18 protein-coding genes and 1 tRNA gene are annotated in these 14351 nt (G+C 62.1%); 6 read left to right on the top strand and 13 right to left on the bottom strand.

Translation table 11 applies throughout. The annotated features are described in order from the left end of the window. Window positions 1-58: 58 nt before the first annotated feature. Window positions 59-1072 (top strand): alcohol dehydrogenase catalytic domain-containing protein, encoded by a 1014-nt coding sequence (locus tag G9C82_RS05610; RefSeq protein WP_007189002.1) that lies wholly within the window; start codon window positions 59-61, stop codon window positions 1070-1072. Between the two features lie 48 nt (window positions 1073-1120). Here the strand turns inward: G9C82_RS05610 and G9C82_RS05605 are convergent, their stop codons facing one another. Further along, window positions 1121-1540, bottom strand: coding sequence for a universal stress protein (locus G9C82_RS05605; RefSeq protein WP_007189001.1), 420 nt, complete (start codon window positions 1538-1540; stop codon window positions 1121-1123). A gap of 238 nt (window positions 1541-1778) precedes the next feature. On the opposite strand from G9C82_RS05605, the gene G9C82_RS05600 reads away from it, so the two are divergent. After that, entirely contained in the window at window positions 1779-2669 is an 891-nt protein-coding gene (locus G9C82_RS05600) for a universal stress protein (RefSeq protein WP_127013572.1), read from the top strand. An 18-nt stretch (window positions 2670-2687) separates the two neighbouring features. Here G9C82_RS05600 and G9C82_RS05595 read toward each other — a convergent pair whose 3' ends face one another. From G9C82_RS05595 to G9C82_RS05565, 7 genes are all read right to left on the bottom strand, one after another. Beyond that, the gene (locus G9C82_RS05595; protein WP_005535760.1) at window positions 2688-3311 is read right to left on the bottom strand and encodes a J domain-containing protein; all 624 of its coding nucleotides are present in this window, start codon (window positions 3309-3311) and stop codon (window positions 2688-2690) included. A gap of 142 nt (window positions 3312-3453) precedes the next feature. Next, a complete protein-coding gene (locus tag G9C82_RS05590) occupies window positions 3454-4212 on the bottom strand; it encodes a proteasome assembly chaperone family protein (RefSeq protein WP_127013571.1) in 759 nt (252 codons plus the stop codon). Window positions 4213-4217: 5 nt separating this feature from the next. Then, window positions 4218-4400, bottom strand: a complete 183-nt coding sequence (locus tag G9C82_RS05585; RefSeq protein WP_004963595.1) for an RNA-protein complex protein Nop10 — start codon at window positions 4398-4400, stop codon at window positions 4218-4220. Between the two features lie 30 nt (window positions 4401-4430). Beyond that, complete coding sequence (locus G9C82_RS05580; protein WP_004963592.1) at window positions 4431-5231, bottom strand: translation initiation factor IF-2 subunit alpha; 801 nt, start codon at window positions 5229-5231, stop codon at window positions 4431-4433. 1 nt (window position 5232) lies between these two features. Next, window positions 5233-5406 carry a 30S ribosomal protein S27e gene (locus G9C82_RS05575; RefSeq protein WP_004963588.1) on the bottom strand — a complete coding sequence of 58 codons (174 nt, stop codon included), beginning with the start codon at window positions 5404-5406 and terminating at the stop codon, window positions 5233-5235. A 2-nt stretch (window positions 5407-5408) separates the two neighbouring features. Next, window positions 5409-5687, bottom strand: coding sequence for a 50S ribosomal protein L44e (locus tag G9C82_RS05570; RefSeq protein WP_004593654.1), 279 nt, complete (start codon window positions 5685-5687; stop codon window positions 5409-5411). A 139-nt stretch (window positions 5688-5826) separates the two neighbouring features. Further along, window positions 5827-6090 (bottom strand): hypothetical protein, encoded by a 264-nt coding sequence (locus G9C82_RS05565; RefSeq protein ID WP_004963586.1) that lies wholly within the window; start codon window positions 6088-6090, stop codon window positions 5827-5829. Between the two features lie 185 nt (window positions 6091-6275). Between G9C82_RS05565 and G9C82_RS05560 the strand changes: the two genes are divergently transcribed. After that, complete coding sequence (locus tag G9C82_RS05560) at window positions 6276-6548, top strand: HAH_0734 family protein (RefSeq protein WP_004963583.1); 273 nt, start codon at window positions 6276-6278, stop codon at window positions 6546-6548. Between the two features lie 57 nt (window positions 6549-6605). On the opposite strand, the gene G9C82_RS05555 is transcribed toward G9C82_RS05560, so the two are convergent. Then, entirely contained in the window at window positions 6606-8924 is a 2319-nt protein-coding gene (locus tag G9C82_RS05555; RefSeq protein ID WP_127013570.1) for a DUF2298 domain-containing protein, read from the bottom strand. A 117-nt stretch (window positions 8925-9041) separates the two neighbouring features. Between G9C82_RS05555 and G9C82_RS05550 the strand changes: the two genes are divergently transcribed. From G9C82_RS05550 to G9C82_RS05540, 3 genes are all read left to right on the top strand, one after another. Further along, entirely contained in the window at window positions 9042-9809 is a 768-nt protein-coding gene (locus G9C82_RS05550; protein WP_127013569.1) for a glycosyltransferase, read from the top strand. Further along, window positions 9809-10291, top strand: a complete 483-nt coding sequence (locus G9C82_RS05545) for a GtrA family protein (protein ID WP_004963574.1) — start codon at window positions 9809-9811, stop codon at window positions 10289-10291. The genes G9C82_RS05550 and G9C82_RS05545 overlap by 1 nt, the downstream gene beginning before the upstream one ends. Before the next feature lie 74 nt (window positions 10292-10365). After that, window positions 10366-10440, top strand: a tRNA-Met gene (locus G9C82_RS05540). A 271-nt stretch (window positions 10441-10711) separates the two neighbouring features. Here G9C82_RS05540 and G9C82_RS05535 read toward each other — a convergent pair. The 4 genes from G9C82_RS05535 to G9C82_RS05520 all read right to left on the bottom strand — a co-directional run bounded on the left by G9C82_RS05535 (window position 10712) and on the right by G9C82_RS05520 (window position 14294). Further along, window positions 10712-11188 carry a hypothetical protein gene (locus G9C82_RS05535; RefSeq protein WP_241244083.1) on the bottom strand — a complete coding sequence of 159 codons (477 nt, stop codon included), beginning with the start codon at window positions 11186-11188 and terminating at the stop codon, window positions 10712-10714. A gap of 93 nt (window positions 11189-11281) precedes the next feature. Next, complete coding sequence (hpt, locus tag G9C82_RS05530; RefSeq protein WP_004518711.1) at window positions 11282-11851, bottom strand: hypoxanthine/guanine phosphoribosyltransferase; 570 nt, start codon at window positions 11849-11851, stop codon at window positions 11282-11284. A 44-nt stretch (window positions 11852-11895) separates the two neighbouring features. Then, complete coding sequence (locus tag G9C82_RS05525) at window positions 11896-13809, bottom strand: hypothetical protein (protein WP_127013568.1); 1914 nt, start codon at window positions 13807-13809, stop codon at window positions 11896-11898. Further along, window positions 13806-14294 carry a hypothetical protein gene (locus G9C82_RS05520; protein ID WP_127013567.1) on the bottom strand — a complete coding sequence of 163 codons (489 nt, stop codon included), beginning with the start codon at window positions 14292-14294 and terminating at the stop codon, window positions 13806-13808. Before G9C82_RS05520 ends, G9C82_RS05525 begins: the two co-directional genes overlap by 4 nt. Between the last annotated feature and the right edge of the window lie 57 nt (window positions 14295-14351).

Raw genomic sequence — 14351 nt, 5'->3', positions numbered from 1 at the left:
CAGGCAGTATCCCACACTTCGATGTTGTTTATACGGCTCTGACCCATTCACGAACCTAATGCGCGTTGCAGCGTTCAGCGAACTCACCGGCCCGGACGGCGTCTCGGTTATCGACCAAGCAACCCCAGAGCCCGAACACGGCGAGGCAGTGGTCTCCGTCGAAGCGTGTGCGATCAACCGCCACGACCTCTGGGTTCTCGAAGGGGATTCCGCGATGGTCGACACGGATGATTTACCGTTTGTCAGCGGCCTCGATGTCGCCGGGACCGTCGATGCCGTCGGCGACGGGGTTACCGCTGTCGAACCCGGGGACCGCGTGGTCCTCTGTCCGAACGAGACCTGCGGGACGTGTCGCTACTGTCGTGAGGGGCCGGAGAACCTCTGTGAGAACTTCTCGCTGTACCACGGTGGCCTCGCCGAGGCGGCCCGTGTGCAGGCCGACCGCCTCGTCAGACTTCCCGACGGCGTGGAACCGGTCGACGCGGCCGCGCTTCCGACGGCCTACATGACGGCCTTCCACATGCTCCGTCGGGTCGACGCCGGACCGGGCGATCTGGTGTTTATCCCGGGCGTCACCGGCGGTGTCGGCGTCGCAGGCGTGCAACTCGCGTCCGTTCTCGGCGCTCACAGCGTCGGGACCTCGTCTTCAGCGGCGAAGCTAACCCGCGTCGAATCGCTCGGTCTGGACTACGCCATCGAGAGCACCGATCCGGACGAGATTCGGGCAGCGGTCACCGAGATCGGGACGGTTGATGGCGTCCTCAATCATCTCGGTGGTGAGTACACGCAGGTCGGTCTGGATGTTCTCCGTCGCGGTGGCCGGATGGCCGTCTGTGGTCGGACCGCCGGCGGCACATCCGAGATCAATATTCCCGACCTGTTCCTCGGTCACAAGCGCGTTATCGGGAGTACGATGGGGACGCAGGGCGATTTGGAACGACTTGTCGACCTCGTCGCTGACGGCGAACTCACCCCGGAGATAGAGGCGACGTACTCCCTGGAGGAGACCGGTGCGGCGTTTGCGGCGATGCAGGACCGCGATAGCGTTGGAAAGCTCGTCGTGACGCCGTAGTCACTCCTAAGCCCGCGAAGGGTGTTTCTTGCCCTTAGCGACCGCCACTCACCGTGCGATGATGACTGGAACAGGCGAGTTACGGAACACTTTCTGGGCGACGTTCCCGACGACCAGCCGATCGGCCAACGAGCCGCCGTGAGTTCCGAGCACGACCGCATCGAAGTCGCCGGCTCTATTCAGAACCGCTCGCGACGGGTGGCCCAGTTGCACCTCGGTGGTTATTTCGGTATCGTACTCGGCAGCGAGTTCGCGAGCGTCGTCGAACACCTTCTCCGCACGCTCCTCAGCGGCCGCTTCGATGTCATCTGCAAGAGCAAGTGCGGTGGCTGCTCCCCCCAACGGTGAGGGTCCGCCCACGACGTGTAAGACAGTAATCTCCGCGTCGGGATGGTTTTCAAGGGTGTACTTGAGCGCTTGTTGGGCCATCTCCGAGTCGTCCATCGGGACGAGAATCTGTGCGATCATACCGCGACTACGGGCAGACTGTGGATAAAATGGTGGTGCGCTTGCTTCAATAACCCAGTACCACCGGCTGTGAACGACCTTCTATCTCGCCGGCAGTTGCTGGCGGGTACGACATCCGTTGAACGAGGCATGCAAGATACAGTACACGTACGCAGCGCAGGCTGGCCCAAATTCACTCTATAACAGTGTGGTGGGAATCGAACGTAGTGTTAAATCAATAGCCTGTCAAACCGTGACTATGAGTCAAACGATTAACTCGATTCTCGTGCCGACCGATGGCAGTGACGGGGCACGGATAGGGGCCCGGCGAGGCATTGACCTCGCTGCCACAATCGGTGCCGACCTCCACGTACTGTCAGCGGTTGACGCCCGTGACATCGAACCGGATCTGAACGCTGATGGACAGACAGAGCGGGAGCGGCTCCTCGAAACGGAGGCCGAACGAGCGGTGGACTCCATCGCGAGACTCGCCCGGACGCATCTCTCCGGACAGATCATTACCGCTGTCGAGTCGGGGATCCCGTTTCAGGCGATCAACGACTACGTCGATACCCACGATATCGATCTCATCGTTATGGGGACGCAAGGGCAGACAGGGTTCGAACGGGTTGTCCTCGGGAGTGTTGCAGAAAAGACGCTCCGGACTGCAGCTGTCCCGGTCGTCACGGTCACTCCGGATGGGGACATCGTCGAAATCGGCGATCAACGGTACGAAAACATTCTCCTCCCGACTGACGGCAGCGAGGGGGCAGGCCTCGCAATTGAATGGGGGATCACGCTAGCGGAGATGTATGACGCAACCGTACACACGCTCTATTCTGCCGACACGAGCCGATTTGGCGGCGTCGAGGGATCAGCAGAGATTCACGATGCGCTTGAGGAAACCGGACAGGAGGCACTCGAAACGGTCCATGAGCGTGCCAGAGACGCAGACGTCAGCATCGCAGGCAACATCGCAAGCGGCCCGGCTGCACGCGCGATTCTCTCCTACAGCGAGGAACACGATATCGACCTCATCGCGATGGGAACACACGGCCGCTCCGGCCTCACGCGATACCTGACCGGAAGCGTCACCGAGACAGTTGTTCGTAATGCGGCTGTCCCGGTCTGTTGTGTCCCGATGCAGTGACAGGTGTTCAGTCTCTCCCTACGATGCGCGCTGTCTCGACGCACCAGACGCGTGCTGTTTTGCAGTGGTGTACGCTTCCCGGACACGCTTGAACTCGTCCTCGTTGCCACCGTGGTCCGGGTGGACCTCCTTGACGCGCTCGCGGTAGGCCGATTTCACGTCGTCCAGCGACGCGCTCTGGGTCAGGCCCAGTTCGCTGAACGCCTGCACCGTCGGGTGTGGTTCCTCCTCAGGGTCCGGGCCGAGGTCGACTTCGGGCGTCTCGAAGGGCAGGCGCGCGCCGAGGTAGACGCCGGGCATCTCGTGTTCGACCAGTACGGGGATAGTCGGCGACCGCTCGATACGGTAGTACGCCCGGGCGTCAAACGTGATTGCCACGTCCCGCTTGGGGAGATAGAAGGCGACGTGTTGCCCCTCGACGAAGTGGTTCTCGGCGAACTGCTCGTCGATGGCTGTGAGATACTCTCGGAGTTCCGCCCGGCGTCGCATCTCCCCGCCGTCTGTCGCCTGCCGGTTCGGCCGCTTGGCCGGAAACACACGGTTCGCGAGGACGAACAGACCGGCGACGACGAGGCTCCCGACGACACCTAAAACGAGCCCGAGGACCAGCCACTCCGGTAGGACGCCCGGTTGTGTCTGCACGACCCTCCATTAGGCCCCAGTGGTAAAGAAATTCCCGCTCTCCGGTAACACGTGACTGCTCTGGGCGGACTGCTGTCTGTCGCTTCTGGCTGACACAACTCCGTAGTCAGCGAGTACTGTGACCGAGGAATAACAATCCGTCTTAACCGATGTATCTGAGGTCTTCGTCGGCGGGCGACGGGGAGTTTTGCTGCTCCATCTCCTGGATCTTCCGGACGACTTCCTCCATCTCGTCAGCACGGTCCTCCAGCGAACTGTAGTCGACCTCGAACCCGATGACGTCCTGCAGGATTTCGAGGACGGCCTGCGCGCTCTTGGGGTCGACCAGATAGCCCGACGTTTCGCCCATGAGGCAACTGGCCGGCACGTCCCGTCGCCTGCTCAGGCCCAGCAGTAGGCCGGAGACGCCGACAATGCCGCCCGCGGGCTCGTCCTCGCGGAAGGCTACGCCAGACTCCTCCAGCGTCTCCTTGAACTCCTCGGTCGTCGTCGCACCGAGCACGTCGTACTCCTCAATGAGTTCGCCGGTCGGGACGCCGCCGAGAGCGAACACCCGCTGGACGCCAAACTCGTCGGCGATGTCGAGGAACGTATCGGTCAGGCCGTAGTGGCCCTGATTGTTCTGGGCCTGGTGGTCTCCAGAGAGCACGAGCAGGTCCTGTCCCTCTTCGGGGGTGACAGCGTGGAACTCGGCGCAGGCGAGTTGTGCCTGGCCGTCATCGATGCTGACCTGCGGTGGGAAATGTGTCGAGTAGACGCGGCGGACGAGCTCGCTTTCGAGCTCCTCCAGCAGATGCTCTGCGGCGAGCTTCCCGACGTGGCCGACGCCGGGTAAGCCCTCGACCAGTACCGGTTCGTCGAGGTCGGGGTCCGCTACGCGCTCGATGTCGAATTCGTCCATACGGCTTATTCCCGGCTGCGGCGCTTAAGAGAACGTCGATACTCGCCGTAGCTGTCTTCAGGAGAGAACGGCGCGGGTGCGCTGTTGACCGCTTCGGCCCCGCACTCCGGACAGGTGTCGTCCAGCGTGTACACCGGCCGGTCGTGTTCGGACTCCCAGACGGCACAGACGTGGATATCCGATTTCATCGGTGGTGAATCACTGGCGCAGCAACCGACTTACTCGTCGTCTTCGCTGCGTTCGCGGTGGAACTGCCCCGACCCACCGTGTTGCTCAACGACTTTCGCGGCGCGGTCTGCACTCTCTTCGAGTGCGTCCTCGGCGGTCTTGTAGTCAGGCGCTTGCACCTGAATGCGGTACTCGGGCGACCCGACGTAGGTCACTTCGAGTTCGATCTCGTCGGGGACCTCGCCGTTGCCCTCCGCGGCCTGCAGCGCTTCCTTGATGATGTCGACGCCGTCGCTTTCGGGACAGGACAGGTCGACGTAGCCGGTGACCTGCACGTACGGCACGGAGACATTGTTCCGGGCCGTCTGGACGATGGCGTCGATCTCCTCCTCGGAGAGGTCGACGTCTTCGAGGGCGTCCTTCCCGTGGATCGCTGCCGACTCGAACCCATCGTACATCGAGCCGAACTCCGCCAACAGCTCGTTGGCGATGGCGGCGTAGGTCTCGTCGTCCAGATCTTCGCCGAAGGCCAGCTCCATCCAGTTGTCGGCCTTCTGCTCGTTTTTCCACTCCTGAATCTTCTCTTTTCGCTGGTGGTCGTTGACGTCCTTGATCGAGAGGTCGATCTGCTGGGCGCTCTCGTCGACGTCAAGCACCTTGGCAACGACTGTCTGCCCTTCGTTGACGTGGTCGCGGACGTTCTTGATCCATCCGCTGGCGACCTCGGAGATGTGACAGAGGCCGCGCTTGCCTTCGTACTCGTCGAGGTCGACGAAGACGCCGAAGTCCTCGATCTCGTCGATCTTGCCGACGACGAGTTCGCCCGGTTCGGGCCAGCCGCTGTATTTCATCCTATCGGGCCTCGACGACGGCGGTCACTTCGCCTTCGATGTCGGCCTTGCCGCCCGTCGGGCGGGCGATGGTGTGGCCACAGACCGCACACGAAACTTCGCTCGCGGCCTTCTCGAAGAGAGACTGTTCGTTCTCGCAGTCGGGACATTCGACGGTGATGAAGCTTCCTGCCATCGTTACTCCTGGAACTCCAGTCGGCCGGCGCGCCATCCTTCGCGGAGGTGGGCCTTCCCACACTCGCCACAGCGGTACTTGAGGTCCGTCTTCTTGGTGGGCTTGTCGCCACCCGGGACCTTCGAGAACTTCCCGTCGTTCCCGATACCGGAGTTGCGCTCGCGCTGGCGGTCGATCCACTTCATGCCGGTCTGACGGCCGCTACGGACTTTCTCGACCTCGTGTTCCTGGTGCTCGTTACAGTGCGGACAGTACGTGTTGAAGCGTCGTGGCATCTGCATAGATATCGGCCTTACCGAGCGATTTGACGTGGCCGCTTAAAACCCGTTTGGTTCGCACCTGCTGTGTGCCCCACAGTACCGTCCCTGTCACACGACTAACCGCCATATTCAGCCCGTCCGCGTTCCGCCACTGCTCCGGCTACTGGAACCGGGCTGACGGTCCACTAGATTCGATTCGGACTGCCCCGAACACACCTGATTCCGAACCCGAGAGCAGTTCGAGATTCACCGCTTCTCCAGCAGAGAGCGACCGGAGCTTCGTCGCCAGTTCGCTGTCGATGTAGTCCACAACCTCGTAGGTCTCGTCGGCTTCGACGTCCCGGAGTTCCATCCGTCCGTCGTCGTCCATCGGGCTGACGACGACTGAGGCCCGCTCGCACGACCGCTGCTGTTGTTTCAACATACACGACTGTCGCGATTCCGGATATATAAATCTCGGCTATCAGGCTGTTAAGCATCTAGACACGACCGGTAAGAATATAAGGACATTCTAGTTACAGGTAATCCCTCGACGCTCGCTGTCGGTTACTGTGCTGTGTCGCAATCGCCTTCGAAGTCACTAAGTACGCTGTTGGCAAACGAACGGGCATGAAGAAGCTCATTATCCACGGCGACCCGGGGCTGCGAAAGGGCGGCCGCATCGAGTACGAGGACGAGGAGTACGAGGTGTTCTCGGTCTCGCGGCAGGGCGACTGGCACGGCCCGGACCGGCCACAGCTCTGGTGTACTATCGGCTCGGAGGACGAAGAAGAGACGTTCAAGACCCAGGAATACATTCCGATGCATCTGGACACGGACGACATCGAAGCTGAGGCCGTCACCGTGCTCCGCGAGCGCGCGCCGCCGAACGCCGAGTCCTGAGTGGCCCGCATCGTTCCCTGAAAAATCGCCGTTCGCCAAGAATACCCCGCTCCTTTTTCAGAAGTATTCCGGTCGGACCTGGTAGATCGTGACGCCGCCGGCTCGTTTCGCTACGGTCACGCCCTGTAGCTGGTCGACAGTCACGTCACCGTAGCGGGCTCGTTCGGCCGGGCCGACGTAGACGTAGCGCACGTCATATGCTTCGAGGAGGCGGCGTTGCTCGGTCGCGTCGCCGGTGTAAATCGTCTCCACGTCGTCGACGCGGCGGTCGTACACCGTGTCGTTGCGGTACTGGGCCTCGTGGGTCCAGCCCGCGACGGTCGGCAGTCCGGTCAGGCTCGACGGCGCGCTTGCGCCCTTGCCCTCGTTGGCGTCCCACTCATAGTCAGCGGGGGCGGCCGTGACAATGGTTGGCCGGCCCTCCGCTGTCGCATCGAGCCATCGAATCGCTTCGGCTTCTTCTGGATGGTCGTCATCGAGGTATGCCAGCCCGTTTAGTGTGGGCTCTCCCGCGGCGTCGGCGTGATTCGAGAGCGCAAAGACGCCGTACAGCGACGCCGAACAGACCAGCAGGGCGACGAACGCGCGGACGCCGATGGTTACCCACGCTCGCGCGCGGTCGCCGGTCGGCCGCCAACGAGTGAGCAGCCACGCCAGCACGGGGCCGGCGGCGACCCCCCAGAGCACCCACACCTGCATGTACGTCTTGAACACGGTGTTCATCCGGCCGATGTTCTCCCTGACGAAGACGAATTCGACGAGGAAGACCAGACCCGCGCCAGCGAGAATCAGCACGGCTTCGAAGCCAACGGGCCGGTCGCCGCCGTCAGCGAGCGCCGGAACCGCGTCGACGGTACGGTCAAGTGTCGGCGAGCGCGCGAACAGCCACGCGCCGAGCAGTAGCGGGGCGAGCAAGCCGACCGCTGCGATGTCAAGCGTCGCGGCGAGCGCCGCCGTTCCGACGGTCACGAGACCGACGATGCGGGCCGTACTCTGCCCGACAGCACGCCCGGTCTGGGCGTACAGGTACAGCCAGAACGGGGCGACGAACAGGCCGTGGACGGCCAGGAGTTCAAGTAGCGAGGTCCGGTCGGGCAGAACCGCAATCTCGCGGCCGCTCGCCGGGCCAAGCCAGAATGGGAGCGACCAGAGCAGTCCCAGCGCAAGGACGCTGCCAGCGACGGCCAGCCCCATCCCAATCCGAACGCCCTCTTGACCCGGTCCGTTCAGTCGGAGCCGCTGTCCGATATCATCCGGGAGGAGCGTCGTCGGGTCGGCCGGCGCAACGGTGACCGTCAACAGGGCCAGTCCGCCCATCGACGGGAACGACCACGTGTTCGTTACGGCCATGATGCCCGCGACGGCCGGGAGCGCAACGAAAAGCAGTGCGAGCCGTCGCCGGCGTTCGGCGGCCGGCGTCTGGTAGTAACTGAAACAGAGCGCGGCGGCGAGCAACAGGAAGCCCGTGCTCATCATATGGGCGTGCATGTCGCCGTTGAGCCAGGCGAACAGCGGGAACTCGTCGATGACCAGCGCAGCACTGGGCTCGTACGTGCCGAAATCGGCCGTGCTGTCCTCGATGACGCGGCTCGCGTCCCAGTAGCTGAACGAGTCCGGCCCCGCCGCGAGCCCTTCCAGTTCGTAACCCGCCCGTTCGGCGACTGTCTGGCGCAGCCCGTCCGGCAGGAGCCAGACGAGGAACCTCGCGGGCGTCGAGAGATTGCTCGCGATGCCGACACAGAACGCGGTGAGGCCGGCGGCCAGTCGCCGTGGAAGGCCGCGCTCACCCGCGACGGCACCAGCCAGTCCGTACGCCGCCGTGATCAGCGTGGCATAAAATCCAGCGAGCGCGAGATTGTACGCGAACTGGCCGGCGGTTCCCGTGATTCTGGTGAGAATCGCCGCGATGAGGTGCCCACCGTAGTAGTATGCGACCGACTCGCCGGCGAACCACATGTCCTCTAGCGGGAGGCTGTCAGCTCGTACGAGCGACTGTAACAGGCCGAAATCGAGGAACTTCTCGCCGCCAATGGGGACGATTGCAGGGTCGAGCGCCCGGATGCCGACGACGAACAGGAACGCGACTGTGAACACGCCGGCTGTCTCCGCGTACGTTCGGGCGTTCGGTCCATTGTCGCTCCGCCAGACAGCCAGTGTACTCACGGCGAGCACGGCGACGCCGAGCCAGATGCCAAGCGTCAGCGAGAGGCGACCGACGAAATAGGTGACCAGCCACAGTATCGAGACGGCGACTGGGACGCCGAAGGCGAGTCCGCGGTCGGCAAAGCGTGGGAACAATAGTCCGGCGACGGTCCCGCCAGCGTACAGTAACAGGAGGTAGAGGGCGAGCCAGGTGGCGAGGAGCCCGTATTCCATCAGTGAAGGGACCGGTTCGCTGGCCTATACGCTTTTTCGTTGCCTCCGGACTTATCAACTGATTAGGAACCAGTAGCTTCGAACTGTTTTTAGTTCCGCCTGTCCGACTACTCGGCAATGTCGCGTTCCGTCGGGGTTGTCCTTCCAGCCTACCGTCCCGACATGGACCAGCTCGGGACCTATATTGCCGCCATTGACGATGCCCTTGCCCCGCAGACCATTGTTGTTGAGCTTGATTCGCCACGAGACGGCGTTCCTGTACAGCTCCGTTCGCTCCCAATCGAAGTTCACACCGTGCCCTATCGCCGCGGGAAAGGCGCAGCTATCACCGCTGGGTTCGAGCGGCTGGAGACCGACGTGCTGGCCTTTGTCGACGCCGATGGGTCGACACCGGTCAACTCACTCGAACGGATACTGGACCCGGTCATCGACAGCCGAACGGACCTCGCTGTGGGCTCCCGCCGTCACCCGGACGCGACGGTCGCCACCCACCAGACGTTTGCCCGACGGTTCCTCGGCGACGGCTTCGCATGGCTTGCCAGCCAGTTGCTTGACGCACGGTTGTATGACTACCAGTGCGGTGCGAAAGCCATCGACGTGGCCGCGTGGGAGCGCGTTCGCGACCACTTGTACGAGCCCGGCTTCGCGTGGGATGTCGAACTGATCGCCATCGCGGCGGCGCTGGACCTGCGTATCGAAGAGGTGCCGATAGAATGGGAAGACAAGCCCGGCTCGACGGTGTCGCCGATACGAACGTCGATAGACCTACTCGAAGCACTGCTGACGGCTCGCCACCGGTCGAAGCAACTGCGCGATGACCGCCTCCACACGGCCTTGGCCGAACATTTCGACGAGCCAACCGCTCTTATCGAGAAGGACCGATGATGGACATCGAACAGCAGGTTCGACGCATCGTTCCCGACCGGTTCGAGTCGCTCGTATCGGGCGTCCGGTTCGGCCAGTTCGTCTCCGTCGGCGTTGTCGGTGCGATCAGCGACAACACGGTTCTCGCCGTACTCGGCCTGGTTTTCGGTGTCAGCGATATGTGGGCCAAAGCCGCCGGCGTCGAAACGGCGATTCTCGTGATGTTTCTGGTCAACGAACACTGGACGTTCGCCGGCCAGGGTGATGCCGACCGCCGTTCGTTCGCCAAGCGGCTCGGGAAATCCCATCTGGTCCGGTCCGGCGGTGTCGCGGTCCAGCTTGCCATCTACTGGCTGCTCACGCAGTGGTTGACGGTTGAGCTTCTCGTCGCCGGAACTGACCTGTGGTTCATTGCCGCGAGCCCACTCGCCATTGGCGTTGCGATGCTGGTCAACTACGTCGCCGAGAGTATCTTCACCTGGCAGGTCCATGCGGACGGGTGAGCATAGCGCGTTACTAACTCACGGACGGCACTCGAATCACAACCCTTAATGAGGGGACCGGACTACGAGGAAGTAGCGGGATGGGATAGCCAGGAGATTCCGGCGGGCTCATAACCCGCAGATCGGTAGTTCAAATCTACCTCCCGCTATCATTTTGCCGAACTCACTCTTCCAGTGCGGCGTTTTACCGCCAAACAACGCTGAGTGCGGCAATTATAGCTGAGAAGATTTGAACGAGAGAACACCGAGTGATATGAGGTGTTCGCGTTGTTCAACTCTATCTCCCGCTATATTCTGTCGCTCACAAATTCGTGGGTGACTGGCGTATTCAGTAGATTTGAAGAAAGTCACAAGCGATCGAAGAGAGCGGCGTGAATGTGGTTCAAATCTCTCTCGCGTTGTAGACTGCGTTCAGCCTGTTCACCACTGTTGCTCACTGCCGTGGAGATACCCTTCTCTGGCCGCCGTGAGTATCCGGTACAGTGTGGCGACCAGCGCAACAACGAGCAACACGCTAAGGACCTGTGTAGGCGTGTTCTGCGTCTTGAACGCCCATGGGAGCGCCAGCGCTACCAACTGGACGGAAACGATAAGTCCGGCGAGGGTCGTGACGGCGACCGACAGATACCGGGCACCGCGCTGAAATGGGCCGCCGCGGTCCATCGCCTCGAAGCCGTATCGCTGTACCATCGCCCCTTCCAGCGCCAGCCAGAGCGCCAGCAGTACAGCCGCACTGAATCCGACGGTTCCGAGCGGGTCCGAAATCGTGAGCGCCGTTAGTCCAGCGACAATTCTGCTCGCGCCGACGAGCAATGCGAGCGCCAGTGGCCCAAGCAACACAAGCGAACTGAACAGGGCGGCGAAATCCCCTGCAAGGGATCGAATGAAGGGAGACACAACAGCTAGTGTCGGTCCAGAATTTTGTAAGGCTACTGGCAACTACTGGCGGCCAGCTTCCAAATCGCTACAGGAACCGTATTAACAGCCGCCCTAGTCGTCGCCGTGCTCGTCGACGATGGTGACCTCGCCGTCGATGACCTGAACATTGATCAGCGTCTTTGCGTCGTACCCCGCTTCGTCGAGCTTGTTCGTCCCGTCGGCTTTCTTGATGACACAGACGATGTCACGGATGTCCGCGCCGATGTCTTCGAGCGCGCCTGTAAGTCCGGCCAGCGTCCCGCCGGTCGAGAGCACGTCGTCAAGGACGAGGACCTGGTCGCCCTCGTACACGTCGTTGACGTACATTTCGCTCTCGGAATAGCCGGTTACCTGAGACAGTGACACTTCCCCGTCAAGCCCGTACTGACGCTTGCGGACGACGACGAGTGGGATATCGGTCATCAGCGAGACGGCTGTGGAAATATGGATCCCCATCGCCGCCGGTGTGACGATCTTGTCGACGTCGTCAAGCTCTGCCTTCCGGATGATCTTGATGACGATTTCGCGCAGAAGTTCCGGTCGAAGCATCGGGACCCCGTCGCTGATGGGGTGAACGAAGTAGTGATAGCCTTCCTTCTCGATAATTGGCGCTTCGAGTAGGGACTTCTTGAGTCGGTCCATGCTGGCGGTACTACAAGCCCGTACTAAAATTCTCCGTCACCGACTCAGTAGAGCGACAGCAACTCACCGAGCGCTCGCATCATCGGCAGGAGGTGTGCATCCCCCAGCGCGTAGTACTCGACGCTCGTCAGCAGTAGGAACACAGCCGCCACACCTGTTGCGGCACCGAGAAGCACTGCACCGACCTGCCCTGCTCGGCCTTCGGAGCGACCACAAAGTGCCCAGATACCGAGTGGGACAGCGATGCCAACCGCGAGCAGCGCGTGCAACTGGAACGCCTCGCCGATGCCGTTCACCGTCAGCGCAACAAACATCACGGTCACCTGGCCGCCGACCAACACTGTCCCCGCAACTGTCCAGAGGAATGTGTTCCAGTGGTTCGCGAGGCTCTTGCGTACCGCTGGGAGCCGCACGAGCAGATACACGCCGAGCGGATAGAGCGGGAACAAATACCGGGCAGTCACCTGTGCGTGCAGTGGTAAGCGGGTGTTGTACAGGAGGATGACGCCGACGAACGCCGTTATGGCGAACGCGTCCACGACACGGCCGGCGCTGAGTGTCCGGTCAGCCATCGACGATGGCAGACGCAGCCGTCGGACGACTGGGAGTGCACCGACCATGGCGACGAGAACCGGCGCGGATTCGAGCACTGAGAGATTGACGGATTCCTCACCGGCGTTATTGAGCGCGCCGGTCGTACTTCCCGACCGGATGAACGCGTGATACGCGTCGGTTGGCTGCCGCTGGAGTGTTTTAAGCCCTGTCACGAGTTCGCCGCCCAGCAGTAACAGTGGTTGTATCCCGCTTTCGAGGGCACCGAACAGGGGTGCCAGCGATGTAAGCAACCCACCAGAGCCACCACTGCCGCCGCTACCGCCGCTACCGCCGCCACCGCTTGCACTGCTCGCAGTACTGTTGCCCAGAGAGCCACCGCGAGAAATCAACCTCGGGGGTTTCACCGGGGAACCGGAGATGGCGATATTCGTGATCAAGAACGGCAGCAGGGAGAGTCCGAAGACGACACCGATACGAGCCAGTGTTCGGGGGCTGTTGTCCGGGGCCGTCGGGATATCGACCAGTGCCAGGGCAACACAGAGCAGGAGCGCTTCCGGAGCGTGTACCCAGGCGTACAGTCCAACTATCGCGTAGGCGAGCGCGCGAAAGACCCATCGCTGGGAAATAACTGCCCCGTCTGTTGGCCTGCGGCTTCGATAGAGGCAGTACGCGATGCAGACGACCACTGTCCCGGTTATGACGTGGCGCTTCGGCACGGATGCCCAGAACGCGAGCGGTGTCCCGGCCGTGAGCACCACGGTGCTCAGGAGCCCCAGCCGACGTGTTTGCACCCGGCTGAAGAGCCGATAGAGTACCACCGGCGTGAACGCTGCGATGAGGAGATGCGTCAGTTGCAGCGCGTATAGATGGGTCTGGCCGGCGTCGAGCGGCTGCGCCAGCGTCACGTTCAGCCCGAACAGTCCCAGGACAGTGACGGTACCACCGTAGAGGAGCCAGTCACCGTCGGTGTAGTAACTACACTGGACCACCAGCGCTAACAGCGCGAGCGACCAGAGTGCGACCAGCGCAATGCGGAGTTCGACGACGGCGGCAAGCAGGTCAAGGACAAATACCAGCGGCAGCGAGAGGACAATGACGCCGTAGTTTCGCGCGTACCACTTGCCGCCGTAGTTATTTGCCCCCGGCGTCTCTAGTCCGGGGCCGTAGGCCGCTTCAGTCATCGCTAGCTGTCCGTTTGAGAGGCTGTACAGCCCATTCGCCAGCGTGTAGGAATCGTTTATCAGGAACGCCGTCCGCCACACCAGCCCAAACAGCACGACTGTCGCGAGAAACACGCTCAGGCCGAGTCGGTCGCCAAACAGCACCGAATACGCCGTCTCGCGGGTGTTCGACAGCGCGGGCGTCCGCTGTCGGAGACGCCCAACGAACTCCATCGCCGTCATTCGACCACCGCTACCGTGACGTTGCGCGTCGCCACTACGCCGTGGCCCGCTCCGTCGCGCTTGCTCACCGTCATTGTGCCGTTGTACTGTTTGCGTTCTATCTCCCCGTCGGTGAACGTGTCCGACGCCAGCGTCAGGTCGTACGTGTCACCGGTCGAGTCGTCCAGAAAGTGATTCGTCGTCCGCGTGTAGCCCAGTTCCTCGATGGTGAGTTTGTAGACGAGTGTCGGCCGTCCGGTAAGATTCGCGAACTGTATGCGGACCGGCGGCACGTTGAGGTAGTAGCTTGCTGCGCCGTAGGACCCCTTCTCAATCGTTACTTCGTCCGGCATTTCAACTGTGGAAACCGTGACATTGCCAGATTCGAGTGCGACCGACTCTGGCTCGGATGCCAGTGTCACGCCGGGGACCAGCGGGCCGGAAAGCAGTGTGACGCCGAGTATAATGGCTGTCACACTGGTGACAACAGCCCGCGTTCTTTCCATTGTTACCAGTCACTAGATATCTGGCAATAAAAGTATCGTGACGGTTTCTCGGGTTTG

This window comes from Haloarcula sp. R1-2, assembly GCF_011627385.1.
Classification (GTDB): domain Archaea; phylum Halobacteriota; class Halobacteria; order Halobacteriales; family Haloarculaceae; genus Haloarcula; species Haloarcula marismortui.
Note: the sequence above shows the minus strand (reverse complement) of the source record. Positions and strands in the feature narration are given on the sequence as shown.